The following is a 26,361-nucleotide window of genomic DNA, read 5'->3' as shown; positions in this document are numbered from 1 at the left end:
GTACGGCAACCCGGTCTCACTCCGGTTTGGTGCGACGTCCCAGCAGCAGCGCCACCGCCTCATTGACCGACAAGCCGGTGTGGCAGACCCGGTGCACGGCATCGGTCAGCGGCATCTCCACGTCATAGCTCGAGGCCAGCGCCAGCACCGACTGGCACGACGTCACGCCTTCGACGACGTGACCGTCGGTGGTGCTCAGCAGCCCCTTCGACCCCGGTACCGGCGGCATCTCCTCGCCCCGGCCGAGCCGCTCGCCGAATGATCGGTTGCGTGATTGCGGCGAGGTGCAGGTGGCCACCAGATCGCCCACCCCGGCCAGGCCGGCCAGCGTGGCGCCCTTGGCGCCGAGCGCGACGCCCAGGCGGATGATCTCGGCCAGGCCCCGGGTGATGATCGCCGCCGCGGTGTTCTCGCCCAGGCCCACCCCGGCGGCCATCCCGCAGGCCAGGGCGATGACGTTCTTGCAGGCGCCGCCGATCTCGGTGCCGATCACGTCGGCGTTGGTATACGGGCGGAAGTAGCCGGTGTTGAGCATCCGCTGCAGCGCCACCGCGCGGCCGGAGTCGGTACAGGCGACCACGGTAGCGGCGGGCTGTTCGGCGGCGATCTCGGCCGCCAGGTTCGGGCCGGACACCACGGCGACCTGCCCGGGGTCGACCCCGGTCACCGCGGCGACCACCTGGCTCATCCGCATCAGGGTGCCCAGTTCGATGCCCTTGGCGACGCTGACCAGCGTGGCGCCCTCGGTCAGGTGCGGCGTCCACGCCTCCAGGTTGGCCCGCATGGTCTGCGCCGGCACCGCCAGCACCACCGTGGTCAGGCCGTCCAGCGCCGCTGCCGCGTCGGTGGTGGCCCGCACGCCGTCGGGCACCGTGGAGCCCGGCAAATAGCCGGGGTTGCGGCGGGTCTCGTTGATCTCGGCGGCGACCTCGGATCGGCGCGACCACAGCCTGACCTCGCTGCCGGCGTCGGCGAGAACCTTGGCCAGGGCCGTGCCCCACGCTCCCGCACCCATCACCGCGACAGTGCCCTCGGTCCCGACCACGTCACATCACCTCCCTTAAGCGGATCACCCTAGCGGCGACCGCCTGCGCAGCGGAGCCGGGCGCAGCGGGTCGCGGCCAGCGACCCGCCCATCAACTTACGTTTGGACGATGCGGCGGTCGCCGAACCCGTCGCTGGCAGGATGTCGGTTGTGAACTCCGCACAGGCTGAGGCCTCCGGTTTCGGCCTGATCATCGCCGTCAAGCGGCTCAGCGTGGCCAAGACCAGGCTGGCGCCGGCTTTTCCTGCGCCGTTGCGGGAGGCCGTGGTGCTGGCCATGCTGGTCGACACCATCGCCGCGGCGTCGGCCGCCCGGGGGCTGGAGCACATCACCGTGGTCACCCCCGACGAGGCCGCCGCGGCGGCCGCGGCCGACCTGGGCGCCGAGGTGCTGGAGGATCCGACCCCGGCCGGGCACAGTGACCCACTGAACAACGCCCTCGCCGCCGCCGAACGCGCGGCGGCCGAATCGGTCCCGAATATCGTTGCGCTGCAAGGTGATCTACCGGCTTTGCAGTCCTACGAACTCGACGAGGCAATCGCGGCCGCCCGCGGCCACCCACGCAGCTTCGTGGCCGACCGGCACGGAATGGGCACCGCGGCCCTGTTCGCGTTCGGCGGCCCGCTGGACCCGCGTTTCGGCCGGGATTCGTCGATGCGCCATCGGCAGTCCGGCGCGTTGGAGCTGACCGGAGCCTGGCCGGGCCTGCGCTGCGACATCGACACGCCCGAGGATCTGGCGGTGGCGCGGCGGCTGGGGGTCGGCCCGGCGACCACGCGTGCGCTCGCGCAATCCAAGACCGGTGGCAGCACCACCCGTTGATGAGTAATGATTTCGGAGTGGATGAAATCGAGGTCGGCCAACTGACCGAGGCGCGCGGCGACGAGACCGACTGGCGCCCGAATGACGCCACCCCGACCGCCCCACCGGCCGCCACCGCGGCCACGCCGGCTGAGGACGGCGATGAACTGCCCGCGGACCGCTACCTGAACCGGGAGCTGAGCTGGCTGGACTTCAACGCGCGGGTGCTGGCCCTGGCGGCCGACACCTCACTGCCGTTGTTGGAGCGGGCCAAATTCCTGGCGATCTTCGCCTCCAATCTCGACGAGTTCTACATGGTCCGGGTCGCCGGGCTCAAACGCCGCGACGAGATGGGCCTGTCGGTGCGCTCGGCCGATGGCCTCACGCCGCGCGAGCAACTGCGCCGGATCGGTGAGCAGACCCAGCGGATCGCCACCCGCCACGCGCGAGTGTTTCTCGAATCGGTGCGGCCGGCGCTCGCCGACGAAGGCATCCACATCGTCACGTGGGCCGACCTGCAACCGGGCGAACGCGAGCAGTTGTCGGCCTACTTCCACGAGCAGGTGTTCCCGGTCCTGACGCCGTTGGCGGTCGACCCGGCGCACCCCTTCCCCTTCGTCAGCGGGCTCAGCCTGAACCTGGCGGTGACCGTCAAGCGCCCCGAGGACGGCGGAAATCACTTCGCGCGGGTGAAGGTTCCCGACAACGTCGACCGTTTCGTCGAACTCGATGCCGGCGCCGGCGGCGGTGGCGGTGGCGGTGAGGGGCACGGTGAGATCCGTTTCCTGCCGATGGAGGAATTGATCGCGGCGTTCCTGCCGGTGCTGTTCCCCGGCATGGAGATCGTGGAGCATCACGCTTTCCGCATCACCCGCAACGCCGATTTCGAGGTCGAGGAGGACCGCGACGAGGACCTGCTGCAGGCCTTGGAGCGGGAATTGGCGCGACGCCGGTTCGGGTCGCCGGTGCGCCTCGAGGTCGCCGACGACATGACCGAGAGCATGCTGGAGTTGCTGCTACGGGAGCTCGACGTGCATCCCGGCGACGTCATCGAGGTGCCCGGACTGCTGGACCTGTCGTCGTTGTGGCAGGTCTACCGCCAGCACCGTCCGGACCTCAAGGACCGCACCTTCGTCCCGGCCACCCACCCGGCGTTCGCCGAACGGGAAACCCCCAAAAGCATTTTCGCCACCCTGCGCGAAGGGGACGTGCTGGTGCACCACCCCTACGACTCGTTCGCCACCAGCGTTCAGCGGTTCGTCGAACAGGCCGCCGCCGACCCGGGAGTGCTGGCGATCAAGCACACGCTGTACCGCACCTCGGGCGACTCGCCGATCGTCACCGCGCTGATCGACGCCGCCGAGGCCGGAAAGCAGGTGGTGGCTCTGGTGGAGATCAAGGCCCGGTTCGATGAGCAGGCCAACATCAAATGGGCCCGCAAGTTGGAACAGGCCGGTGTGCACGTGGTGTACGGCCTGATCGGGCTAAAGACACACTGCAAGGTCGCTTTGGTGGTGCGTCGTGAGGGCTCGGCGATCCGGCGGTATTGCCATATCGGCACGGGCAATTACAACACCAAGACCGCGCGACTCTACGAGGACGTCGGGCTGCTGACCGCCGACCCGGACATCGGCGCCGACCTCACCGACCTGTTCAACTCCCTGACCGGCTATTCGCGGAAGATGGAGTACCGCAATCTCCTGGTGGCCCCGTACGGCGTGCGGGCCGGGATCATCGAACGCATCGAACGCGAGATCGCCGCGCACCGCGGCGGCGGCGGAGGCCGGATCCGGCTGAAACTCAACTCCCTGGTCGACGAGCAGGTGATAGACGCCCTCTACGGCGCCTCGCGGGCCGGGGTGCAGGTCGAGTTGGTGGTGCGCGGGATCTGTGCGCTGCGGCCGGGGGTCGAGGGCTTCTCCGAGAACATCGTCGTCCGGTCGATTCTCGGACGTTTCCTAGAGCACTCCCGCATCATCGAATGCCGCGCCATCGACGAATTCTGGATCGGCAGCGCCGACATGATGCACCGCAACCTGGACCGCCGGGTCGAGGTGATGGTCCAGGTGAAGGACCCGCGCCTCTGCGCTCAACTGGGCGAGGTGTTCGACTCCGCGATGGACCCGGCCACCCGCTGCTGGGAACTCGGGTCGGACGGCCAGTGGACCGCGGCGCCGCACGACGGCGCGTCGGTGCGTGACCACCAGGTGTCGTTGATGGAACGACACCGCAATCCCTGAGACACCGGCCGACGGCCGGCAACTGTCATCGAAGAGGCCCGAATTGACCTGCAGGAGTGAAGGTGCCCACAAAGACCTCGTCGAATGGCTCCGTGCCGGCGGACAGAATCATCTACGCCGCCGGTGCGGTGCTGTGGCGGCCGCGGCGCAAGACCGTCGAGGTGGCGCTCATCCACCGCCCCCGCTATGACGATTGGTCACTGCCCAAAGGCAAAGTAGATCCCGGGGAGACGGAACCGGTGGCGGCGGTACGGGAGATCCTCGAGGAGACCGGCCAGCACGCCCACCTGGGTCGCCGGCTGGGCTCGGTCAGTTATCCGGTCGCCCAGGGTGTCAAGAAGGTGCGCTACTGGAACGCGCGGGCGCTGGGCGGTGACTTCGTGCCCAACCACGAGGTCGATGATCTGGTCTGGCTGCCGGTCGGCGCCGCGATGAAGGAACTGCACTACCCCTACGACCGGAAGATATTGCGGCGGTTCACCAAGGCCCCCGCCGACACCCGGACGGTGTTGGTCGTGCGGCACGGCACCGCCGGGCGCCGGTCCCGGTTCTCCGGCGATGACACCCTGCGGCCGTTGGACAAGACGGGCCGTGCCCAGGCCGAGGCGCTCATCGGTCAGCTGATGGCCTTCGGCGCCACCGACGTGTACGCGGCCGATCGGGTGCGCTGTCACCAGACCGTCGAACCGCTGGCCGCCGAACTCGGCGTGCCCGTGCACAACGAGCCGACGCTGACCGAGGAGGCGTACGCCCGCTCGCCGAAGAAGGCCCGCCGCCGGGTGCTGGAGATCGCCCGGTCAGGCGGCGCACCGGTCATCTGCACGCAGGGCAAGGTGATTCCCGACCTGATCTCCTGGTGGTGTGCCCGCGACGGCGTCACCCCGGACAAGTCCCGCAACCGCAAGGGCAGTACCTGGGTGCTGTCACTGTCGGGCGGCCGGTTGATCGCGGCAGACCACCTCGGCAGTCCGCTGGCTACGCACGCCCTGGTGTGAACGACCGGGCGCCGCGGGGGTTCCCCGCGGCGCCCGGCTATTCGTGGTTACTTACGGCCTTTTCGTGCGGTGGCCTTGGTGGCCTTCTTGGCCGGAGCCTTCTTGGCCGCCGTCTTCTTGGCGGTGGCCTTCTTGGCCGGAGCCTTGGTTGCGGCCTTGCGGACCGGAGCCTTCTTGGCCGCCGTCTTCTTGGCGGTCACCTTCTTGGCCGGAGCCTTCTTGGCGGCCGTCTTCTTGGCGGTGACCTTCTTCGCCGGCGCCTTCTTGACTGCGGCCTTGGTGGCCTTGGTCGCCTTGGTCGCCTTGGTGGCCTTCTTCGGCGCGGCCTTGGCGGCCTTGCGCGCCGGAGCCTTGGCCGCAGTCTTCTTAGCGGCGGCCTTGGTGGCCTTCTTGGCCGGCGACTTCTTCGCCGCCTTCTTCGCCGCAGTGGTACCGGCACCGGCACCACGCTTGACGGCGAGCCCCTCGGACGGGACGCGCTGCGCGCCAGAAACAATCGCCTTGAACTGTGCGCCCGGACGGAATGCGGGGACAGATGTCGGCTTCACCTTGACCGTCTCACCGGTGCGGGGATTGCGGGCCACGCGCGCGGCGCGACGACGGCGCTCGAACACGCCGAACCCGGTGATGGTGACGCTCTCACCCTTGTGGACGGCGCGCACAATGGCATTGACGAAGTGCTCCACGGCTTCTGTCGCCGACCGACGGTCGGTGTCCAATTCCTTTGTGAGCACCTCGATGAGCTCTGCTTTGTTCATCCAATCCCTCCGAAACCAGTGGCCCTACTTGAGCCGACTAGAGCACACGGTAAACCCTGATAGCACTGATATCCAAGAGCCACGCGCAATTTCAGATGAGATTATCGGGCAATTTCGCAATCCGGTTACCGCCCTTGGGCGCTGACGAGACTGTTCAATCGGCCAGAATCAGGCCCCGCCGCGGGCCGTCAGGGGGTCGGAACCGTCCGCGGTTTCCAGCTTGGGCGGGTCGCCTCAAAGGAATCGATTTCATCGAGTTTCCGCAGCGTAAGGCCTATATCGTCGAGCCCCTCAGACAATCGCCAGGCGGTGTAGTCGTCAATAGTGAACGCCACCACCGCCGTTCCGGCCGTGATATTCCGATCTTGAAGATTGACAGTGATTTCCAGTCCCGGGCTCTGTTCGATGAGTTTCCAGAGCAGTTCCACGTCGTCCTGGGCGACCTGAGCCGCCAGCAACCCCGCCTTGCCGGCATTGCCGCGGAAGATGTCGGCGAAGCGAGAGGAGATCACCACCCGGAAGCCGTAGTCGAGCAGTGCCCACACCGCATGCTCCCGCGATGAGCCGGTACCGAAGTCCGGCCCGGCGACCAGCACCGAACCTTGGTCGAACGGCTTGAGATTCAGGATGAACGACGGGTCGGATCGCCAGGTGGCGAACAGGCCGTCCTCGAATCCCGTCCGGGTGATGCGCTTCAAATAGACCGCGGGAATGATCTGGTCGGTGTCGACATTGGACCGCCGAAGCGGGACTCCGATTCCGGTGTGGGTGCGAAAAGCTTCCATGACTAAACTCCTTTAAATACCGTGGCGGTCAGTTCAAGTCGGCGGGGGCGGACAGCGTCCCGCGGACCGCGGTGGCGGCGGCCACGACCGGAGAGACCAGGTGGGTGCGCCCGCCCTTACCCTGCCGGCCCTCGAAATTACGGTTGGAGGTCGAGGCGCATCGTTGGCCCGGGGCGAGCTGATCCGGGTTCATTCCCAGACACATCGAGCAGCCGGGCTGACGCCATTCGGCGCCCGCAGCGGTGAAAACCTCGGCGAGGCCCTCGGCTTCGGCCTGGTTGCGCACCCGCATCGATCCCGGCACGACGAGCATCCGCACGCCCTCGGAGACCCGACGCCCACGCAGCACGTCGGCCACCGCGCGCAGATCCTCGATGCGACCGTTGGTGCACGACCCGACGAACACCGTGTCGACCGCGATGTCACGCATCGGCGTCCCCGGGCGAAGGTCCATGTAGGCCAACGCCTTCTCGGCGGCCCGCCGCTCGCCCTCGTCGGCGATCGTCTCCGGATCGGGAACTGCCGCACCCAACGGCACTCCCTGGCCGGGGTTGGTGCCCCAGGTGACGAACGGGGTCAGTGCGGACGCGTCCAAGTAGACCTCGGCGTCGAATACCGCACCCGGGTCGGTGCGCAAGCTGTCCCAGTAGGCCACGGCGGCATCCCAGTCCGCACCTTGTGGAGCATGCGGGCGGCCCCGCAGATACTCGTAGGTGGTCGCATCGGGAGCAACCATCCCGGCCCGGGCACCCGCCTCAATGCTCATGTTGCAGATCGTCATCCGGGCCTCCATCGACAGCGCCTCGATGGCGCTGCCGCGGTACTCGATGACGTAGCCCTGCCCGCCGCCGGTTCCGATCTGGGCGATCACCGCCAGAATGATGTCTTTGGCCGTGACCCCGGGCGCCAGCCCGCGCCCGGCATCCCCCTCTATCCCTTCTATGGTGACCGCCATCGTCTTGAACGGCCGCAGTGGCAACGTCTGGGTGGCCAGCACATGTTCGACCTCCGAGGTCCCGATCCCCATCGCCAGCGCACCGAAAGCGCCGTGGGTGGAGGTGTGACTGTCGCCGCAGACCACGGTGGTGCCCGGCTGGGTGAGGCCCAGTTGCGGCCCGATGATGTGCACGATGCCCTGGTCGATGTCGCCCATCGGGTGCAACCGGATGCCGAACTCGGCGCAGTTGTGCCGCAGCGTCTCGACCTGGGTGCGCGACACCGGGTCGGCGATCGGCTTGTCGATGTCGACCGTCGGAACGTTGTGGTCCTCGGTGGCGATGGTCAGATCCGGACGCCGCACCTCACGGCCGGCCAAGCGCAGGCCCTCGAACGCCTGTGGACTGGTGACCTCATGCACGAGGTGCAGATCGATATAGATCAGGTCGGGTTCGGTTCCGCCGCCGGAGACCACGACGTGGTCGGCCCAGATTTTTTCGGCCAGCGTGCGAGGCTGCTGCGTCATCACCATTCTCACATTCTGAGACGTTAGTATCTTTATATGGGACAGCATAGCGGCATCGGCGTTCTGGACAAAGCCCTGGTGGTGCTGCACACGGTCGCCGAATCGCCGTGTGGGCTCGCCGAACTGTGCGATCGCACCGGCCTGCCTCGCGCCACGGCGCACCGCCTGGCCGCCGGACTCGAGACGCACCGCCTGCTCGCGCGCGACGATGACGGCCGCTGGCAGATCGGTCCCGCGGTCACCGAACTGGCGGCCCGCGCCGACGATCCGCTGCGCGCAGCCGGCGCGGCGGTGCTGCCGCGCCTGCGGGAGATCACCGGTGAAAGCGCGCAGCTGTACCGCCGCGAGGGCTCCGTGCGGGTCTGCGTGGCAGCGCTGGAACCCCCTGCGGGGCTGCGGGACACGGTTCCGGTCGGCACCCGGCTGCCGATGACGGCCGGGTCTGGAGCCAAGGTCCTACTGGCCTACGCCGACCCGGCATTACAGCAGGAAGTGCTGACGGAGGCCAAGTTCACCAGCCGCACCCTGGCCGACGTGCGCCGGCGCGGCTGGGCGCAGAGCGTCGCCGAGCGCGAACCGGGTGTGGCCAGCATCTCAGCACCGGTGCGCGACCAGCGCGGCACGGTGGTGGCGGCCATCTCGGTGTCGGGCCCGATCGACCGGATGGGACGACGCCCCGGGGCGCGCTGGGCGGCTGCTCTCCTCGCCGCCGCCGACGCGCTCACCGCCCGGCTGTAACCCGGCGCGAGCAGCCACAGAATCGCATGCCGCCGGCCGGTTCAATGCGATTCCGCGTCTGCTCACCGGGGGATCCGGTGCGCCTGCCAGACTGCTGGAATGGGAACCAAGCAGCGCGCACAGATTGTCATGACGGACACCGAGGTGGCCGATTTCGTCACCACCCACCGCACCGGAACACTGGCCACCATCGGACCCGACGGCCAGCCGCACCTGACCGCGATGTGGTACGCGGTGGTCGACGGCGAAATCTGGCTCGAGACGAAGGCCAAATCGCAGAAGGCGGTCAACCTGCGCCGCGATCCCCGGGTGAGCTTTCTATTGGAGGCCGGCCAGACCTACGACACCTTGCGCGGGGTGTCTTTCGAGGGCGTCGCGGAGATCGTCGACGACCCGGACACCCTGTTCCGGGTGGGGGTCAGCGTCTGGGAGCGCTACACCGGCCCCTACACCGACGAGATGAAGCCGGGCGTCGACGCGATGATGAACAACAGGGTGGCTGTGCGCATCGTCACACGGCGCACCCGATCCTGGGACCACCGCAAGCTGGGGCTGCCGGCGATGCCGCTGGCCGGTTCCACCGCGCCGACGAGCGCCTGAGCGAGCCGCAAAACCCGCCCCGAAGACCGACAAGGGCCCGCACCTTCGCCGAGGTGCGGGCCTTGTGACACGGTGCTGTGATTTGTACCCCCGATGGGATTCGAACCCACGCTACCGCCGTGAGAGGGCGGCGTCCTAGGCCGCTAGACGACGGGGGCCAGAACATTCCGGGTTGTCAGCATAGCCCAACCCAAACTGGCCCGCCTAATCGCTTGCGGCGGACCGGCTTTGCTGGGGTACCAGGACTCGAACCTAGAATGGCTGAACCAGAATCAGCTGTGTTGCCAATTACACCATACCCCAAAGACCAGCAACGGCCTCGCCATCACCGCTGGTCAGAGTGCCGGTGAGGCACTGCGGGCCAGCCGCTGTGGGCCGACGTGCAGACTACCAAACTTCTACCGCGAAGTACTCATCGCGCTCACCCCACGCCGTTCCGGGCGGCCCGCAACCGCGCCAGGCTGCGCTGTGAACCCAGCAGCTCCAGTGACTCGAACAACGGCGGGCTGACCAGCCCGCCGGTGACGGCGACCCGGACCGGGCCGAACGCCTTACGCGGTTTGAGCTCCAGGCCGTCCAGCAGGGCGGTCTTCAGCGCGGCCTCGACGGTCTCGGTGGTCCAGTCCCCCACGCCCGCCAGCGCGTCGATGGCCGCATCCAGGACCGGGGCGGCGTCGGGCCCCAACTCCTTGGCCACGGCGCGCGGGTCCAGCGCGAACTCGTCGTCGTTGAAGAACTTCAGCAGTCCCCAGGCGTCGCCGAGCACCACGATGCGGGTCTGCACCAGTGCCGCGGCCGTCGCGAACGCGGAGTCGTCGAGCCCGGTGTCGTGGCCGTGGGTGTCGAGGTAGGCACGCAGTCGCGCGGTGAAATCCTCGGGGTCCAGCATCCTGATGTGCTCGGCGTTGAGCGCATCGGCCTTCTTCTGGTCGAATCGCGCCGGGTTGGAATTGACGTCGGACACATCGAAAGCGGTGACCATCTCGTCGAGACTGAACACGTCGCGGTCATCGGCGATGGACCAGCCCAGCAGCGCCAGGTAGTTCAGCAGCCCCTCCGGGATGAAACCGCGGTCGCGGTGCGCGAACAGATTCGACTGCGGGTCGCGCTTGGACAGCTTCTTGGTTCCCTCGCCCAAAACCGTTGGCAGATGTGCAAATTCCGGAATACGGTCAGCCACTCCGATGCGTATCAATGCCTGATACAGCGCGATCTGACGGGGGGTGGACGGCAACAGGTCCTCACCGCGCAGCACATGGGTGATCTTCATCATCGCGTCGTCGACCGGGTTGACCAACGTGTAGAGCGGATCCCCGTTGGCGCGGGTCAGCGCGAAGTCGGGAACGGTGCCTGCCGGGAAGGTCGTCGGCCCTCGCACCAGGTCGTCCCACCCCAGCTCGACATCGGGCATCCGCAGTCGCACGACGGGCTTACGGCCCTCGGCGAGGTAGCCGGCCCGCTGGTCGTCGGTCAGGTCGCGGTCGAAGTTGTCGTAGCCCAGCTTGGGATTGCGGCCGGCGGCGAGGTGGCGGGCCTCGACCTCCTGCGGTGTCGAGAAGGCCTCGTAGGCCTCTCCGGCCGCCAGCAGCTGCGCCACCACATCCCGGTGGATGTCGGCACGTTCCGACTGCCGGTACGGGCCGTAGGGGCCACCCACTTCTGGCCCTTCGTCCCAGTCCAGGTGCAGCCAGCGCAGGGCGTCGAGCAGCGCGCGGTAACTCTCCTCGCTGTCACGTTCGGCGTCGGTGTCCTCCACCCGGAACACCAGGGTGCCGCCGGTGTGTCGGGCGTAGGCCCAGTTGAATAGCGCGGTTCGGATCAGGCCGACGTGGGGCGTGCCGGTCGGAGAAGGGCAGAACCGGACGCGAACAGCAGGTGTGGTCACGACTTTCCTTTGCGGATAACCGGATTGGTGAGGGTGCCGATGCCCTCGACGGAGATGGACACGGTGTCGCCGTGTTCGATGGGGCCGACGCCGTCGGGGGTGCCGGTGAGGATGAGATCGCCGGGCAGCAGGGTCATCACCGCCGAGATCCACTCCACGATGGCGCCGATGTCGTGGATCATCAGCGACGTTCGGCTGTCCTGCTTGATCGACCCGTTGACCTCGGTGCGGATCGCCAGGTCGGCCGGGTCGAGGTCGGTGACGATCCACGGCCCGATCGGGCAGAAAGTGTCGTGCCCCTTGGCCCGGGTCCACTGCCCGTCGGCTGCCTGCTGGTCGCGCGCCGACACATCGTTGCCGATGGTGTAGCCCAGGATGTTGTCCTTGGCCCGGGCAGCCGGGACGTCCTTGCAGGGACGCGAGATGACCACGGCCAGCTCGCCTTCGTAGTGGACCGGAGACGCCTCGGCGGGCAGCTGAATAGGTACGTTGGGCCCGACGATCGCGGTGTTGGGCTTGAGGAACATCGTCGGGTTGGCCGGTGGGGCACCACCCATTTCGGCGATGTGCGCGGCGTAATTCTTCCCGATGCAGACCACCTTGCTGGCCAGGATCGGGGCCAGCAGGCGCACGTCGGCCAATGGCCAGGACCGGCCGGTGAACTCCGGTGTGCCGAACGGGTGCTCGGCGATCTCGCGGGCTGTCATCTCGTGGGGCCGGTCCGGGTCGCCTTCCAGGCTGACGAAGGCGACGCCGTCCGGGCTGGCAATTCGGCCTAGGCGCATTCTCGCAAGCCTAGTGTTCGGGTCGAGCAGACACCGAGTCGCGCTTGCCTCGGCCGAATCGGGCGCTTCCGGGGGGTGCGACCCCCGCCTTCAGGGGCTTTTCGCGGTGTGCACCGACACCCCGGCGGGGCCGGTATGTGGAACCATGACCAGGTGTCCACGGAGTCGATCAGCAGCGCTGCACGCTGGTCCGTGATCATCGTGGCGCTGGCGGCGACGCTGTGCTCGTTTGTGTTCATCAACGGCATCGCCTTCGTCATCCCGATGCTGGAGACCAAGCGCGACACCAACCTGGCGGCGGCGGGTCTGCTGGCGTCGATGCCCAGCTTCGGCATGGTGATCACCCTGTTCGCGTGGGGCGCTCTGCTGGACCGCGTCGGCGAGCGAATCGTGTTGTCCGTCGGATCCGCACTGACCGCCCTGGCCACTTTCGGGGCCGCTTCCATGCATTCCCTGGTCGGCGTGGGCAGCTTTCTGTTCCTGGGCGGCATGGCGGCCGCCAGCGCCAACAACGCCAGTGGCCGGCTGGTGACCGGCTGGTTCCCGCCGCACCAGCGCGGGCTGGTGATGGGGATCCGCCAGACCGCGCAGCCGTTGGGAATCGCGTTGGGAGCCGAGGTGATTCCGGAGCTGGCCGAGCACGGCTTGGCGCGCGCCCTGATGTTCCCCGCGACGCTGTGCGCGGTGGCGGCGGTGGCGTGTGCCATCGGGGTGGCCGATCCGCCCCGCAGACCGCGGTCGGCGGCAACCGGCACGGAGTTGTCCAACCCCTACAGCGGCTCGAAGGTGCTGTGGCGCATCCATTTGTCCTCGGCACTGCTGATGGTTCCGCAGTGTGTGCTGTCCACCTTCATGCTGGTGTGGCTCATCGTCGACACCGACTGGTCGATCGCCGCCGCCGGCGGTCTGGTGACGGTGTCGCAGTTGCTCGGCGCGGCCGGGCGGGTGCTGGCCGGCCGATGGTCCGACCGCGTGCGATCGCGGCTACGACCGATCCGCAGCTTCGCCGCCGCCGGTGCGGTGGCGATGGTGGTGCTCGGGGTGACCGATCATCTGCATTCCCACCTGGCCGAGGCCGCGATGGTCGTTGCGGCCGTGATCAGCGTGCTGGACAACGGGTTGTCGTCGACCGCGGTCGCCGAGATCGCCGGGCCGTACTGGAGCGGGCGCGCACTGGGCACCCAGAACACCACCCAGCGGCTCACCGCCGGAATCGCTCCCCCGGTGTTCGGTGCGCTGATCGGCGCCGTCGGCTACCCACTGGCATTTGCGCTGTGCGGATTGTTCCCGCTGGCCGCGTGGCGGTTGGTGCCGGTCAGCGCCGAGCCCGAGGGCCGCTCGGTGCTCGAGGCGCTGCGAACCCTGCGGTACCCGCCCGAGGCGCCGCCCGACCCGTCCGCCAAACCGTGAGCCTGGCCAACGTACCGTCGATGGGATGACCGATCCGGCTGACATCCACTTGCGCGCGCCGACCGTGGCCGACGGACCGGCCCTGTGGCAGATGGCCGTCGACAGCGCCACACTCGACGTCAACGCGCCCTACGCCTATCTGTTGTGGTGCCGCGACTTCGCCACCAGCTCGGTGATCGCCGAGGTCGGCGGGGAACCGGCCGGCTTCGTCACCGGCTACCGCCGCCCGCAGCAACCGGGAACGTTGATGGTCTGGCAGGTCGCGGTCAACGACGCCCACCGCGGTCGGGGCCTGGCCGGCCGGATGCTCGATCACCTGGCCGCCGCGCTGGTGGCCGACGGCGGCACGCATCTTGAGACGTCGATCACACCGGACAACGAACCCAGTCGCCGGCTCTTCGGCGCCTTCGCCCGCCGTTGGGACGCCGCCCTGGAGTGCTCGGAGTTGTTCGCAGCCGGTCTGTTTCCCGGGTCCCATCTGGCCGAAGAGCTGTTTCGGATCGGACCGCTCCGGGTAGTCCCTGCCCGTTGAAGCCAGCACCGCACGCTTGAGATCACAAAACGGTCTCGGTAAGGTCACGACCGCGCAAACGTGAGCCCCGGCAGACCTAGCCGGGGGCATCCGAGCGGGGTGGTGGGTCGAGCCGAGATCACCCGCGGCACGAGTTTGAAGTCGACCTGTCGTTCCGTTCCGTTGTATGTGACCGACGGACGGAGGAAAACCATGAGCATTTTTGAAACCCTTGAATCCGAGGTTCGGAGTTATTGCCGGTCGTGGCCGGTGACGTTCGACCGGGCCAAGGGATCCCGGATGTGGGACGTCGACGGCAATGAATACGTGGACTTCTTCGCCGGCGCCGGCGCGCTGAACTACGGGCACAATCACCCGGACCTGCGGGGCCCACTGCTGGAGTACCTGAACTCGGACCGGGTGGTGCACAGCCTGGACATGAACACCGCGGCCAAAGCCGACTTCCTGGAGCGGTTCAACGAGGTGATCCTCAAGCCACGCGGGCTGGACTACAAGGTGCAGTTCCCCGGCCCGACCGGAACCAACGCGGTGGAGTCGGCGCTGAAACTGGCCCGCAAGGTCACCGGCAAGGAAAGCATCATCAGCTTCACCAACGCTTTCCACGGCATGACGCTGGGCGCGTTGAGCGTCACCGGCAACTCGATGAAGCGTGGCGGCGCCGGTATCCCGCTGGTGCACGCCACCCCGATGCCCTACGACAACTACCTCGACGGCGTCACCCCGGACTTCATCTGGTTCGAGCGACTGTTGCAGGACAGCGGTAGCGGCCTCAACGAACCGGCCGCGGTGATCGTCGAGACGGTGCAGGGCGAGGGCGGCATCAACGTCGCCCGGCTGGAGTGGCTGCACGGGCTTGCCGAACTCTGCAAACGTCACGAGCTGCTGCTGATCGTCGACGACGTCCAGATGGGCTGCGGGCGCACCGGACCGTTCTTCAGCTTCGAGGCGGCCGACATCGTGCCCGACATCGTCTGCATGTCCAAGTCGATCAGCGGCTACGGACTGCCGATGGCACTGACCCTGTTCAAGCCCGAACTCGACGTGTGGGAGCCCGGTGAGCACAACGGCACCTTCCGCGGCCAGAACCCGTCGTTCGTCACCGCCACCGCGGCCCTGAACTTCTGGACCGACAACCTGTTGGAGAAGCAGGTGATCCGCAAGGGCGAGCAGATCGATCATGCGCTGCGCGAGGTGATCGAGCCCTTCGACGGGATCGAGACCCGTGGCCGCGGGCTGATCCGGGGTGTGGCGTTCGATCAACCCGAGTTGGCCGGCGCCGTGCAGAAGGAGGCGTTCGATCGCGGGCTGCTGTTGGAGACCTCGGGACCCGACGGCGAGGTGGTAAAACTGATGCCCTCGTTGGTTATCGACGATGATGATCTTGCCGAAGGCCTGACGATAGCGGCCCAGTCCATCGAGGCCGTCGCCACCCGGGAACTCGCCGGTACTACCTCAGGAGTCAATCGATGATCGTGCGTACCCTTTCCGAGATCAAGGGCACCGACCGCGACGTGCAGGCCAAGACCTGGAACAGCCAGCGGCTATTGCTGGCCCGGGACGGGCAGCGGTTCTCGCTGCACGAGACCATCCTCTACGCCGGTACCGAGACCTCGATGTGGTACGCCAACCACGTCGAGGCGGTGTACTGCGTCGGCGGCGAAGGCGAGCTGACCAACGAGGAGACCGGTGAGGTGCACCCGCTTCGCGACGGCACCCTCTACCTGCTCGACGGGCACGAGCACCACCGGGTTTCGGCCCACACCGACCTGCGCATGGTGTGCGTGTTCGACCCGCCGGTCACCGGTCAGGAGGTGCACGACGAGACCGGCGCCTACCCCCTGCTCACCGAGGAGACCCAGGAGACTGCGTCGTGACCACGGCTGTCACCGACAACTACCCCACCCGCAACAACGTGGCGATCGGCATCGAGCCGCGACGTGACCCGGTGGTGTGGGCGACGGATGCCGGCAGCGGGCCCCTGGCACCCGCCAGCGTCGAGGCGTTCGACGCCGACGGATTCCTGTCCATCGAGACCTTGGTGGACGCCGACGTCGTCGCCGATCTGCGCAACGAGCTGGACCGGCTGCGCGCCGACCCGGCGCTGGCGGCCGACGAGCGCTCGATCTGCGAGCGGGACAGCGGCCAGATCCGGTCGATCTTCGAGGTGCACAGGATCAGCCCGGCGTTCGCCGCGCTGGTCGCCGATCCGCGCCTGGTCGGCCCGGTCCGCCAATTACTCGGCTCGGCGGTGTACGTGCACCAGAGCCGGGTCAATTTCAAGCCGGGCTTCAACGGCCGAGAGTTCTACTGGCACTCCGACTTCGAGACCTGGCACGCCGAGGACGGCATGCCCGCACCGCGCGCCATCAGCGTCTCGGTGGCGCTCACCGAGAACCTGGACAGCAACGGTTCGCTGATGATCATGCCGGGCTCGCATCGCTGGTTCGTGTCGTGCCCGGACGAGACCCCACCGGATCACTACCGCTCCTCACTGAAACAGCAGGAGGTCGGCACGCCCGACGACGACAGCCTGACCTGGATGGCCGATCAGCACGGCATCCGTCAGATCACCGGCCCGGCCGGGTCGGCGGTGTTCTTCGACAGCAACTGCATGCACGGGTCGAGCAGCAACATCACGCCCTATCCCCGCTCGAACGTCTTCATCGTCTACAACAGCGTGGAGAACACCCTGGTGGAGCCGTTCGGCGCCGCAACGCCGCGACCGTCCTTCATCGCGAGCCGCACCTTCGACCCGGTGTAGAACGACGGGTCGCCGGGAAAGGGTTGAGGTGGCACGCTTTCTGTCCATCACGCTGACCAGCCGTGGTGTGTCATGCCGAGCGCGACTGCTCGACGAGCAGGCTCCCAGGACCTGCGCGGTGGTCTGGGACGCGTTGCCGGTCGCCGGCCAGGCCTACCACGGCAAGTACGCCCGCAACGAGGTCTACACGCTGCTGCCGCCGATGGGCACGCCGGGGCGGGAGAACACCACGGTGACGCCGATCCCGGGCGACGTCTGCTTCTTCAGCTTCGACGCCGGCGACATCGGTAATCCCGCCTACGGTTATGAAGAAGGCGGACAAGGGAATTCGCCGCTCGGCGCGACCGACCTGGCGATCTTCTACGGCCGCAACAACCTGCTGCTCAACGGCGACGTCGGTTGGGTGCCGGGCAATGTGTTCGCGACGATCGAAGAGGGTCTGGCCGAGATGGCGGCCGCGTGCAACGACCTGTGGATGGCCGGCGCGATCGGCGAACAGTTGGCCTTCGCGCGGGCTTGAGCCGCCTTCCCGCGAGAGTGCGTGTCTGTACAGCGACACGCCGTCGGCGCCGGCATTCTGTGCACGCTCGCGCGTGGAACGACGCCGGTCAGGCCAGCACCCGCTCGGCGAACAGGCCGGCCGCCAGCACCAGATCGTCACTGTGCCGCGGACCGATGATCTGCATGCCGATCGGCAGGCCTTCGGAGGTGGTACCGACCGGGATGCTCAGCGCCGGTTGCTGAGTCATGTTGAACGGATAGGTGAACGGCGTCCACTGGGCCCACCAGCGCAGGCCTGAATCGACCGGCACGTCGTGTCCGGCGGTGAAGGCCGGGATCGGAGTGGTCGGCGTGATCAGCAAATTGTGGCGCTCATGGAAGCGCCCCATGACCAGTCCCAGGTCGACGCTGACCTGGCGGGCGGCCAGATAGTCGACCGCCGACACCCCCAGGCCCCGTTCCCACATGTCGGCGAGGCCGGGATCGACCAGCCCGCGGTCCTTCTCGTGGCCGCGCAGGCTGCCCGCCGCCCCGGTCGCCCACAGCACCTCGAACGCATCGATCGGATCGGAGAAACCCGGGTCGGCCACCAGAACGTTCAGTCCGGCGTCGGCCAGTGCCTGCACCGCCGCGGCGACCGCTGCCTCGACCTGCGGGTCGACCTCGACATAGCCCAGAGACGGCGAGTAGGCGACACCCAGACCGACGACCTCGCGCCGGACTTGGCCGCGGTAGGTGGTCAACGTCGGCGGCAACGACGTCGGGTCGCGATGATCAGGCAAGGCGATGATGTCCATCAGCAGCGCGGCGTCCTCGACAGTGCGGGTGATCGGCCCGCCGTGTGCCAGCGGCCCGAACGGGCTGATCGGATACATCGGGATCCGGCCGTGAGTGGGCTTGAAGCCGACCACGCCGCAGAAACTCGCCGGGATGCGGACGCTGCCCCCGCCGTCCGTGCCGATCGCCAGCGGCGCCATCCCGGCGGCTACCGCCGCGGCGCTGCCGCCCGACGACCCGCCCGCGGTGCGGCTGGTGTCAACCGGGTTGCAGGTGACACCGGTGCGCGGGCTGTCGGTGACGCCCTTCCAGGCGAGTTCCGGGGTGGTGGTCTTACCCAGCAGCACCATGCCGTCGTCCCGCATCTTGCCGACCGCGGGACTGTCGTCGGGCCACGGCCCGGCGGCGTCGGCAAGCAACGATCCCCGCAAGGTCGGCCAACCGGCGGTGCGGAACACGTCTTTGACTGCGACCGGCACGCCGTCGAGCAGACCCTTGGTGTAGTTGCCGCTCCAGCGGGCTTCGGACTTGCGGGCCGCGGACAACGCGGCCTCCTCGTCGACCAGGCAAAAGGCGTTGACCTCGCCGTCGCGTTCGGCGATCGCCGAGATCGCGGCCGCGGTCGCCTCGACCGGCGAAAGCTCGCCGGAGGTGTACGCGGCGACCAGTTGTAGCGCCGTCAGTTCGGTGGGATGAGTCATGTGCGCGCCTCCTCAACCGGTTCCGCTCGGCTCGGCCGTCGACGGTGCGTATCCGCGGCGCTTGTCGATGACGTTCTGCAGCGGCCGGCCGGACAGATATCGCCGGAAATTCGCAACGAACTGCTCCTGCAAGGCGATTCGCCAACCCGTGATGTCGCCACTGTTGTGCGGGGTCAGTCGCACACCCGGAACGTTCCACAGTGGGTGGGTCGCCGGCAGCGGCTCGGGATCGACGACATCGAGCGCGGCGCCGGCGATGGCGCCGGCCCGCAGGGCCGCCACGAGTGCGTCGGTGTCCACCAGCTCCCCACGACCGACGTTGATCAGCCGCGCGGTCGGGCGCATCGCATCCAGCACGCCGCCGTCGACCACGCCGCGGGTCTGCGGCGTCAGTGGTGCGGCCAGCACCACATAGTCGGCGCCGGCGACCGCGGCGCGCACGTCGGTGCCGATGACTCCGAAGTCGGGATCGGCGCGGGGTGAGCGCCCGACGCCGCGCACCGACATTCCGACCGCACGCAGCAACCGTGCGATGGCCCGCCCGACGGGCCCGGGGCCGACGATGGTGACCGACGCACCGGCGATCGGCTCGGTGTCGAAGTGTTGCCACCGCCCTGCCCGCTGGGCGTCCCAGGATCGCCGGAAGTCTTTGGCGAAGGCCAGGATCTGACCCAACACGTATTCGGCGATGGGCTCTTCGAAGATTCCGCGGGAATTGGTGACCACGACGTCGCTGTCGATCAGATCGTCGAACAGCACCGCGTCCACCCCGATGGCGGCAACCTGGACCCAGCGTAGTGCGTCGGCGGCCGGCCACACCGATTCCAGTGCGGGAGAGGAGAAGTCGTATAAGAAGAGGACATCGGTACCGGCGATCGCTTCGGCCAGCCGCGACGACGAGACCATGCGCAGTTCGGCGTCTGCGCTGATCGAATCGAGTCGGTCGGGAACCGACTCACCGTGCTGGACGGTCACCACCGGCCGCGCGTCCACATTGACACCGTAAAAACAGATCGTATGATTGTCAACAATCCAGGGCTGGCCTGGGGGTGGAACGTCAGTATGGGGAAACCCATGGATCTGTCCCTGTTTCCGGATGTGCCGGACTTCGACGGGCCGGTCGATCAGCGCGATGTCGGCATCATCGCGCCCTTCGATCTGGCGATCGAGCGTGAGCTGTGGCGCTGGATCCCCGCCGAGGTGGCGCTGCACCTGGCGCGCACCCATTACGAGCCGGTCCCGGTGAGCCGGGCGATGGCCGAACTGGTCTCCGACACCAACCACCTGCAGGCCGCCACCCGCGACGTACTGCACGTCGAGCCGGAGGTGGTGGCCTACCTGTGTGCGTCGGGCAGCTTCATCCACGGCGTCGACTACGAGAAGACCCTGGTCGCGGCGATCGAAGCGGCGGGCGCCAAGGCCGCGGTCACCACCTCGGGGGCGCTGGCCGAGGCGATCATCGCACTGGAGATCTCCCGGGTGTGCGTGCTGACGCCCTACGATCAGGAACTCACCGATCTGCTGCGGGTGTTCTTGAACCAGCTCGGGGTGGCCGTGCTGCACTCGGATCATCTGGGCCTGGGCGGCGGCATCTGGAAGGTCAACTACCGGACCGTGGCCGAACGGATCCTTGCCGCGGACCGCCCCGACGCCGAGGCGATCTTCGTCAGCTGCACCAACTTACGTACCTACGACATCATCGCGCCGCTGGAGGAGATGCTCGGCAAGCCGATCCTGACCGCGAATCAACTGACGATGTGGGCGTGCCTGGGCCGGATGAACCTACCGATGATGGGCCCCGGACGGTGGCTCCGCGACGTCTTCACCGGGACCCCGCAATGAGCGCCGCCGGGGGTTGCGTCGGCTTCATCTACCCTGACCACGCGGCCGAATCCGACTACCCACAGGCCGCCCGGCAGCTGGGGGTGGACCTGCCCGTCGTGCACGTCTACGGCACCGACCTGCACGCCGTACCCGAGCTGATGGATCTCGGCAGCCCGGCCAAGCTCGCCCACGGCATGGCGCTGCTGGCGCCGCAGCGGCCGGCCGCCGTGGTCTGGGCCTGCACGTCGGGCAGCTTCGTGTTCGGACCCCAGGGCGCCGCCCGACAGGTCGACCTGCTGGCCGCCGAAGCCGGTGTGCCCGCGTCGAGCACGTCGTTCGCCTTCGTGCACGCCTTGGCCGCACTGGGCTGCCGCAGCGTCGCGATCGCCGCCAGCTACCCACACGACATCGCCGAATTGTTCGCGGATTTCCTTGCCGCCCACGGCATCGACGTAACGGCGATGGGAGATGCCGGCATCCCCACCGCCGCGGAGGTCGGCCGCCTCACCCGGGCTCAGGTCCGGGACCTCGCGCTGCGCAACGACACGCCCCGGGCCGACGCGCTGTTGATCCCTGACACCGCCATGCACACCATCACCCAGGTCGACGAGCTCGAGCGGCTGCTCGGCAAGCCGGTGCTGACCGCCAACGCGGTGACGGTGTGGGAGGGTTTGCGTATCGCCGGGATAGCCCGGCGGACAACGGGGCTCGGGGCATTGTTCGAGGACAGGCGATGACACTTTCGCGAGACGCCGGGTTCGAGCCGTTGAGCCGACCCTCCACGCCGGAGCTGATCGCCGAGCGGCTTCGGGAGGCGATCACCCGCGGCCGGCTGGCGCCGGGGCAGCAGCTCGGCGAGGCGAGCCTGGCCACCCAGTTCGAGGTGTCCCGCGGCCCGCTGCGCGAAGCCATGCAGCGTCTGGTCGCCGAGGGACTGCTGCGCAGCGAACGCAACCGGGGGATCTTCGTCGTCGAACTGACCGACGACGACGTGCGCGATGTCTATCAGGCACGCAAAACCATTGAACGGGCGGCCGTGACCGAAGTGCTGCGCGGTGATCCCGGCGCTGCCGCCGCCCGGCTGCGCCCGCCGGTGGAGGCCATGCGCGTGGCGGCCTCCCGCCGCGACGGGGCCGCGGCGGCCGACGCCGACCAGGAGTTCCACGAGGTGCTCGTCGACTGTGCGGGCAGCCCGAGGTTGGATCGGGCGATGCGCACCCTGCTGTCGGAGACCCGGATCCTGCTCGGCGAACTCGAAGAGGCCTACCCCGACCTGCGCGAGCAGGTCACCGAACATGTGTTGCTGCGTAAGGCGATCGGCGCCGGCGACGAGGCCGTGGCAATCCGGCTGATCGAGGAGCACATGGACGATGCGGTCCGCCGCCTGCTGGCACTTCGTGCGCGGCCGGGATCGACCGGGGACGTGGTGCCGGACTCCCCCGGTGACCCCTGACGCAATCGAACCGCCGGTGGGCCGGCAGCAGATCGATCACCGCTAGCCGATCTGGTCGCCGATCTCTTTGGCGGCCTCGACCAGCAGGGCTGCCGCGGCTTGGTACTGCGAACTGCTCAACCGGTGAACCGGTGCGGCGGCGTTGAGCGCCAGAAGCACCCCGGGTGCGCGCGTGGGAATGGGAACCGCGACCGAGGCGACACCTTCCTCGCTGCCCTCCCGGTTCACCGCGTATCCCTGTTGTCGTATACGACTGAGCTCGAGATGCAGCTCGGTCCTGGTACCGACCGAATGTTCCGTAACGCGCGCGAGCTCCTCGTCCGGGTAGAGACGGGCGACGTCAGCATCGGACAGCCGTGCCAGCAGTGCCTTGCCGGTCGAGGTGCAATGCGCGGGCAGCGTCCGCCCGAGCCGTGATGCGACCCGAACGGCAGTCGGGCCCTCGGCGGCGGCGATGAAGCGAACGTTGGCGCCCTCGAGCATTCCGATGTGAACCGACTCCTTGAGGCGGTCGCTGAGGCGGAGCAGGACCGGCTTCGCCGCCCCCTCGATGTCGATGCGGCTGAGCACCGAAAACGCCACGCTCATCAGCGCGGGTCCGGGGTGATACGCCTTGGACACCGGATCCTGACGCACGAAACCCCGGTATTGCAGCATCGCCAACAGCCGATGGGCCGTCGACGAGGCGACATCGAGGTGCTGCGCGGCTTCGGTCAGACGGATCTGCGGCTGCTCTCCGAGCAGCAGGATGAGCTTCAGCGCCCGATCCACCGATCCGATCGGATACTGCGGTACCGCCCCGACCGGGGCCGGGGCGCCCGCAGCGCCACCCGCCACCCGGCGAGACGCGTCACTCTGCATACCAGAGAGCCTACCGGGCCAGTCGCCCAACTACGCAGGTGAAGCGGCCCGAACACCGCCCTGATCGGGGAATCGAGGGCAAGCCACTCTGGACAGCAGAATTCCACTCGGCCCGTCCCGGCTGTTTCACCTGATTACGGCGGGCAGGATCGCCCCGGCACCGACCATACGTTGACGGTCGACCGGCCATCCTGGCAGAGTCTTCTCTACTGTCCAGATGTTTTCTCTGCAATACAGATATTGCGGTCTCTGGAGACTGGAGTCGCATCGATGAGTGATCACCGGCAAGTCCTCGACGAGGTCCGGCGCGGAATGATCCCGGCGCACATCTACAACGACGCCGAAGTCTTCGAGCTCGAAAAGGGGCGGCTCTTCCGCCGCGCCTGGATGTTCGTCGCGCACGAGTCGGAGATCCCCCAAGACGGCGACTACGTGGTGCGGCGCCTGCTCAACGACTCCTTCATCATCGCGCGCGACTCGAAGGGCGACGTGCGGGCCATGTTCAACATGTGCCTGCACCGTGGCATGCAGGTGTGCCGCGCCGAGATGGGCAACGCCTCCAACTTCCGGTGCCCCTACCACGGCTGGTCATATCGCAACGACGGGCGCCTCACCGGCCTGCCCTTCCACCAGGAGGCCTACGGCGGCGAGGCGGGTTTCCAGAGGCGCGGCCAGACGCTGTTGCCGGCACCGAACCTCGCCAGCTACAACGGGATGATCTTCATCAGCCTCGACCCCCAAGCGCCCCCACTCGAGGAGTTCCTCGGCGATTTCAGGTTCTACCTCGACTTCTACACCAAGCAGAGCCGAAGCGGCCTGGAGGTGCGCGGCCCGCAACGGTGGCGTATCAAGGCCAACTGGAAGATCGGCGTGGAGAACTTCGCCGGCGACATGTACCACACACCGCATACTCATGCCTCGGTCGTCGATATCGGGTTGTTTCGGGAACCGAAGGCGCAGAAGCGCAAAGACGGCGCGACGTACTGGGCGACGTGCGGAGGAGGCACGACATACAAGTTGCCGCCGGGCACCTTCGAGGAACGGATGCGCTATGTCGGCTACCCCGACGAGATGATCGACCGGATCAGAAATGTGTGGTCACCCGAGCACCTGCGCGTGGTCGGTGACGACGGCTTCATGATCTCGGCGGCCTCCTGTTTCCCGAACATGAGCCTGGTGCACAACTGGCCGAAGATCCAAGACAGCGATGATGTGTTGCCGTTCATATCGATTCGCACCTGGCAACCGATCAGCGAGAACGAAACCGAGGTGTACTCCTGGTTCGCGGTCGACGCGGCGGCTCCCGAGCAGTTCAAGAAGGACTCCTACAAGGCCTACCTGATGTGCTTCGGCTCCACGGGCATGTTCGAGCAGGATGACGTGGAGAACTGGGTGTCGCTGACCAACACGGCTGCCGGATCCATGGCCCGTCAGCTCCTGCTCAACAGCCGGATGGGCCTGCTCGCCGACGACACTCCGGTGGTCAATGCGTTGCCACCGGAGCAATTCCATGGACCGGGAACCGCTCAGGTCGGCTATAACGAGAACAATCAGCGCGCCATACTTCGGATGTGGGCCGATCACCTGCAGATGCCTCCGGTGGCGGCGGCCGCGGCCGCGATGGGTACGCAACTCAACGGAATCACCCCCCTTGTGCAGACCAACGGCACTTCTGAATGCGAGGCGGCCTTCAAGGAGGCGCAGGCATGACGTCCGCCGAGAAGAGCACGCGTGCAGGTTTTCCACGGCCCAAAGGTGCCGGCGGCCCCTGGGAGCTGGCGGTACTGGGTGGGCATGCGCCCCAGCAGGTCCGCACCGGTAATCCCCTGCCGTTCAACGACACCCGGCATCTGCAGGCACATCAGTTCTTGGTCGATGAGGCCTATCTGCTCGACGCGCAGCGATACGCGGAATGGCTCGACACTCTCACCGAGGACATCCACTACTTCATGCCCGTCCGGGTGACCACCGCCTCAGGTGCTGGGTACGACACCTCTCCCGGTATGGCCCACTTCGACGAGAACAAGTACTCCCTGAACCGCCGCGTCGCGCGCTTTCAAACCGAACACGCGTGGACCGAAGACCCCCCGTCGCGGCTGCGCCATCACATCACCAATGTCCGCACCTTCGCCTGCGACGACGACGCGCACCTTATCGTCGAGTCGGCGGAGTTGCTCTTCCGCAGCCGCGGCGACGTGAACGAGGCCGCCCTGGTCTCCTGCGGCCGGGAGGATCTGCTACGCCTGACCGACCAGGGATGGAAGCTGGCGCGCCGCACGATCCATCTCGACGAGTCGGTTCTCCGGATGCAGAACCTGGCGGTTTTCCTGTGAGCGAACTCGACGACCTCATCGCCCGCTCGGTGGGCGAAACCATCACGATTGCCAACGAATTCACCGAGGTGACCGTGCGCCGGGTCGACACCCGCAACGGTTCGCGGCTGCTCGTCACATCACCGAAGTCGGGACAGTGGATCAGTCTCGACGCCCTGGAGATCGAAGCCTTGACGTGGCAGAACGCCTATACGCTGGCAGCGATGGTCGGCAACATGCATCAACCACTCCTGTCCGACGACAGCGAACTGCCATGACGCGATGGCTCGACGGCAAACGGGCGCTGGTCGTCGGCGCCGGCTCGGGCATCGGCCGGGCGGTCGTCGACGCATACCTCGAAGAGGGCGCGCAGGTCGCGGTATTGGAACACGATCGTGCGAAATGCGCACTGCTAAAGAGTCAATTACCGGGGGTTCCGGTGAGCCAGGGAGACGCCACGACGGCCGACGCGAACGAGCGCGCCGTCGCAGCCGCCGTAGCGGCTTTCGGCGGCCTGGACACATTGGTCAACTGCGTCGGGATCTTCGATTTCTACAAGGGCATCACGGACATCTCCACCGATGAGCTGGGGCCGGCCTTCGACGAGATGTTCAAGACAAACGTGTTGAGCCATCTCCAGTCGGTGAAAGCCGCTGTGCCGGCCCTACGAGCCCAAAAGGGCTCCTCCATCGTCCTCACCGAGTCCGCGTCCTCGTTCTATCCGGGCCGAGGCGGCGTGCTCTACGTCGCGTCGAAGTTCGCGGTTCGCGGTCTGGTCAGCACTCTCGCCTATGAACTCGCCCCGCACATCCGGGTCAATGGCGTCGCGCCGGGCGGAACCCTGAACACCGACCTGCGCGGCCTGCACAACCTGTCGCTCGGCGATGTGCGCCTGGACGACGCCCCCGACCGTGCTCGCGATCTTGCAGCACGCACCCCACTGAATGTCGCGCTCACGCCACCGGACCACGCGTGGAGCTACGTCTTCTTGGCCTCAGACCGGTCCCGCGGGATCACCGCCACCAGTACCCATCCCGACGGCGGATCGGTAATGGGGGCGGCAAGCCCCTCCCCGCAGTCGAGGGGTTGAGACGTGAACCGAGACGAGTTGGCGACATTGCGGGCCGAGGTCGCC

27 protein-coding genes and 2 tRNA genes are annotated in these 26,361 nt (G+C 67.6%); 18 read left to right on the top strand and 11 right to left on the bottom strand.

Annotated features, from left to right (window positions below; genetic code table 11):
* Positions 1-16: 16 nt before the first annotated feature.
* The gene (locus G6N23_RS07030) at positions 17-1,015 is read right to left on the bottom strand and encodes an NAD(P)H-dependent glycerol-3-phosphate dehydrogenase (protein ID WP_085262274.1); all 999 of its coding nucleotides are present in this window, start codon (positions 1,013-1,015) and stop codon (positions 17-19) included.
* Positions 1,016-1,186: 171 nt separating this feature from the next.
* On the opposite strand from G6N23_RS07030, the gene cofC reads away from it, so the two are divergent.
* The 3 genes from cofC to mutT1 all read left to right on the top strand — a co-directional run bounded on the left by cofC (position 1,187) and on the right by mutT1 (position 5,081).
* Positions 1,187-1,867, top strand: coding sequence for a 2-phospho-L-lactate guanylyltransferase (cofC, locus tag G6N23_RS07025; protein WP_085262150.1), 681 nt, complete (start codon positions 1,187-1,189; stop codon positions 1,865-1,867).
* Positions 1,864-4,086 carry an RNA degradosome polyphosphate kinase gene (locus G6N23_RS07020; RefSeq protein WP_095173939.1) on the top strand — a complete coding sequence of 741 codons (2,223 nt, stop codon included), beginning with the start codon at positions 1,864-1,866 and terminating at the stop codon, positions 4,084-4,086. The genes cofC and G6N23_RS07020 overlap by 4 nt, the downstream gene beginning before the upstream one ends.
* A gap of 62 nt (positions 4,087-4,148) precedes the next feature.
* Complete coding sequence (mutT1, locus tag G6N23_RS07015) at positions 4,149-5,081, top strand: 8-oxo-(d)GTP phosphatase MutT1 (RefSeq protein WP_085262273.1); 933 nt, start codon at positions 4,149-4,151, stop codon at positions 5,079-5,081.
* Between the two features lie 47 nt (positions 5,082-5,128).
* On the opposite strand, the gene G6N23_RS07010 is transcribed toward mutT1, so the two are convergent.
* The 3 genes from G6N23_RS07010 to leuC form a co-directional block, all read right to left on the bottom strand.
* Entirely contained in the window at positions 5,129-5,839 is a 711-nt protein-coding gene (locus tag G6N23_RS07010) for an HU family DNA-binding protein (RefSeq protein WP_085262148.1), read from the bottom strand.
* 188 nt (positions 5,840-6,027) lie between these two features.
* Positions 6,028-6,624, bottom strand: a complete 597-nt coding sequence (gene leuD / locus G6N23_RS07005) for a 3-isopropylmalate dehydratase small subunit (RefSeq protein ID WP_085262147.1) — start codon at positions 6,622-6,624, stop codon at positions 6,028-6,030.
* A 28-nt stretch (positions 6,625-6,652) separates the two neighbouring features.
* Complete coding sequence (gene leuC / locus G6N23_RS07000; protein WP_085262146.1) at positions 6,653-8,092, bottom strand: 3-isopropylmalate dehydratase large subunit; 1,440 nt, start codon at positions 8,090-8,092, stop codon at positions 6,653-6,655.
* A gap of 30 nt (positions 8,093-8,122) precedes the next feature.
* On the opposite strand from leuC, the gene G6N23_RS06995 reads away from it, so the two are divergent.
* Both G6N23_RS06995 and G6N23_RS06990 read left to right on the top strand, forming a co-directional pair.
* Entirely contained in the window at positions 8,123-8,824 is a 702-nt protein-coding gene (locus tag G6N23_RS06995) for an IclR family transcriptional regulator (protein ID WP_085262145.1), read from the top strand.
* A gap of 99 nt (positions 8,825-8,923) precedes the next feature.
* Entirely contained in the window at positions 8,924-9,424 is a 501-nt protein-coding gene (locus tag G6N23_RS06990; RefSeq protein ID WP_085262144.1) for a pyridoxamine 5'-phosphate oxidase family protein, read from the top strand.
* A gap of 85 nt (positions 9,425-9,509) precedes the next feature.
* On the opposite strand, the gene G6N23_RS06985 is transcribed toward G6N23_RS06990, so the two are convergent.
* From G6N23_RS06985 to G6N23_RS06970, 4 genes are all read right to left on the bottom strand, one after another.
* Positions 9,510-9,582, bottom strand: a tRNA-Glu gene (locus G6N23_RS06985).
* A gap of 73 nt (positions 9,583-9,655) precedes the next feature.
* Positions 9,656-9,727, bottom strand: a tRNA-Gln gene (locus tag G6N23_RS06980).
* Between the two features lie 118 nt (positions 9,728-9,845).
* Positions 9,846-11,309: a glutamate--tRNA ligase gene (gltX, locus tag G6N23_RS06975; protein WP_085262143.1), complete on the bottom strand. Its 1,464-nt coding sequence runs from the start codon at positions 11,307-11,309 to the stop codon at positions 9,846-9,848.
* Positions 11,306-12,094 (bottom strand): fumarylacetoacetate hydrolase family protein, encoded by a 789-nt coding sequence (locus tag G6N23_RS06970; protein ID WP_085262142.1) that lies wholly within the window; start codon positions 12,092-12,094, stop codon positions 11,306-11,308. The genes gltX and G6N23_RS06970 overlap by 4 nt, the downstream gene beginning before the upstream one ends.
* A 153-nt stretch (positions 12,095-12,247) precedes the next feature.
* On the opposite strand from G6N23_RS06970, the gene G6N23_RS06965 reads away from it, so the two are divergent.
* The 6 genes from G6N23_RS06965 (at position 12,248) to G6N23_RS06940 (ending at position 17,317) form a co-directional block, all read left to right on the top strand.
* Positions 12,248-13,504 (top strand): MFS transporter, encoded by a 1,257-nt coding sequence (locus tag G6N23_RS06965; protein WP_109560209.1) that lies wholly within the window; start codon positions 12,248-12,250, stop codon positions 13,502-13,504.
* 25 nt (positions 13,505-13,529) lie between these two features.
* The gene (gene ectA / locus G6N23_RS06960; protein ID WP_085262140.1) at positions 13,530-14,036 is read left to right on the top strand and encodes a diaminobutyrate acetyltransferase; all 507 of its coding nucleotides are present in this window, start codon (positions 13,530-13,532) and stop codon (positions 14,034-14,036) included.
* 192 nt (positions 14,037-14,228) lie between these two features.
* The gene (gene ectB / locus G6N23_RS06955; protein ID WP_085262139.1) at positions 14,229-15,506 is read left to right on the top strand and encodes a diaminobutyrate--2-oxoglutarate transaminase; all 1,278 of its coding nucleotides are present in this window, start codon (positions 14,229-14,231) and stop codon (positions 15,504-15,506) included.
* Complete coding sequence (locus tag G6N23_RS06950; RefSeq protein WP_085262138.1) at positions 15,503-15,910, top strand: ectoine synthase; 408 nt, start codon at positions 15,503-15,505, stop codon at positions 15,908-15,910. The genes ectB and G6N23_RS06950 overlap by 4 nt, the downstream gene beginning before the upstream one ends.
* Positions 15,907-16,797: an ectoine hydroxylase gene (gene thpD, locus G6N23_RS06945; protein WP_085262137.1), complete on the top strand. Its 891-nt coding sequence runs from the start codon at positions 15,907-15,909 to the stop codon at positions 16,795-16,797. Before G6N23_RS06950 ends, thpD begins: the two co-directional genes overlap by 4 nt.
* 28 nt (positions 16,798-16,825) lie before the next feature.
* Positions 16,826-17,317, top strand: coding sequence for a DUF3830 family protein (locus G6N23_RS06940; RefSeq protein ID WP_085262136.1), 492 nt, complete (start codon positions 16,826-16,828; stop codon positions 17,315-17,317).
* 88 nt (positions 17,318-17,405) lie between these two features.
* Here the strand turns inward: G6N23_RS06940 and G6N23_RS06935 are convergent, their stop codons facing one another.
* Both G6N23_RS06935 and G6N23_RS06930 read right to left on the bottom strand, forming a co-directional pair.
* Positions 17,406-18,776, bottom strand: a complete 1,371-nt coding sequence (locus G6N23_RS06935) for an amidase (protein ID WP_085262135.1) — start codon at positions 18,774-18,776, stop codon at positions 17,406-17,408.
* A gap of 12 nt (positions 18,777-18,788) precedes the next feature.
* On the bottom strand, positions 18,789-19,769 hold the full coding sequence (locus G6N23_RS06930; protein WP_085262134.1) for a D-2-hydroxyacid dehydrogenase: 981 nt from the start codon (positions 19,767-19,769) through the stop codon (positions 18,789-18,791).
* 81 nt (positions 19,770-19,850) lie between these two features.
* On the opposite strand from G6N23_RS06930, the gene G6N23_RS06925 reads away from it, so the two are divergent.
* The 3 genes from G6N23_RS06925 to G6N23_RS06915 are packed head-to-tail and all read left to right on the top strand — an operon-like array spanning position 19,851 to position 22,053.
* Positions 19,851-20,618 carry a maleate cis-trans isomerase family protein gene (locus G6N23_RS06925; protein WP_085262133.1) on the top strand — a complete coding sequence of 256 codons (768 nt, stop codon included), beginning with the start codon at positions 19,851-19,853 and terminating at the stop codon, positions 20,616-20,618.
* Positions 20,615-21,337 (top strand): maleate cis-trans isomerase family protein, encoded by a 723-nt coding sequence (locus tag G6N23_RS06920; RefSeq protein ID WP_085262132.1) that lies wholly within the window; start codon positions 20,615-20,617, stop codon positions 21,335-21,337. Before G6N23_RS06925 ends, G6N23_RS06920 begins: the two co-directional genes overlap by 4 nt.
* Positions 21,334-22,053: a GntR family transcriptional regulator gene (locus tag G6N23_RS06915; protein ID WP_085262131.1), complete on the top strand. Its 720-nt coding sequence runs from the start codon at positions 21,334-21,336 to the stop codon at positions 22,051-22,053. The genes G6N23_RS06920 and G6N23_RS06915 overlap by 4 nt, the downstream gene beginning before the upstream one ends.
* A gap of 42 nt (positions 22,054-22,095) precedes the next feature.
* Here G6N23_RS06915 and G6N23_RS06910 read toward each other — a convergent pair whose 3' ends face one another.
* On the bottom strand, positions 22,096-22,914 hold the full coding sequence (locus G6N23_RS06910) for an IclR family transcriptional regulator (RefSeq protein WP_085262130.1): 819 nt from the start codon (positions 22,912-22,914) through the stop codon (positions 22,096-22,098).
* Positions 22,915-23,184: 270 nt separating this feature from the next.
* Here G6N23_RS06910 and G6N23_RS06905 point away from each other — a divergent pair, with 270 nt between their 5' ends.
* From G6N23_RS06905 to hcaB, 4 genes are read left to right on the top strand one after another with little or no spacing between them, the layout of a single operon-like run.
* Positions 23,185-24,624 carry a Rieske 2Fe-2S domain-containing protein gene (locus tag G6N23_RS06905; RefSeq protein ID WP_085262129.1) on the top strand — a complete coding sequence of 480 codons (1,440 nt, stop codon included), beginning with the start codon at positions 23,185-23,187 and terminating at the stop codon, positions 24,622-24,624.
* A complete protein-coding gene (locus tag G6N23_RS06900) occupies positions 24,621-25,247 on the top strand; it encodes a 3-phenylpropionate/cinnamic acid dioxygenase subunit beta (RefSeq protein ID WP_234808688.1) in 627 nt (208 codons plus the stop codon). Before G6N23_RS06905 ends, G6N23_RS06900 begins: the two co-directional genes overlap by 4 nt.
* Positions 25,244-25,504 carry a dihydrodiol dehydrogenase gene (locus G6N23_RS06895; RefSeq protein ID WP_085262128.1) on the top strand — a complete coding sequence of 87 codons (261 nt, stop codon included), beginning with the start codon at positions 25,244-25,246 and terminating at the stop codon, positions 25,502-25,504. Before G6N23_RS06900 ends, G6N23_RS06895 begins: the two co-directional genes overlap by 4 nt.
* Positions 25,501-26,316, top strand: coding sequence for a 3-(cis-5,6-dihydroxycyclohexa-1,3-dien-1-yl)propanoate dehydrogenase (gene hcaB / locus G6N23_RS06890; RefSeq protein ID WP_085262127.1), 816 nt, complete (start codon positions 25,501-25,503; stop codon positions 26,314-26,316). Before G6N23_RS06895 ends, hcaB begins: the two co-directional genes overlap by 4 nt.
* The last annotated feature ends 45 nt before the right edge of the window (positions 26,317-26,361 follow it).

Source organism: Mycolicibacter terrae (assembly GCF_010727125.1).
GTDB classification, from domain to species: Bacteria; Actinomycetota; Actinomycetes; order Mycobacteriales; family Mycobacteriaceae; genus Mycobacterium; species Mycobacterium terrae.
Note: the sequence above shows the minus strand (reverse complement) of the source record. Positions and strands in the feature narration are given on the sequence as shown.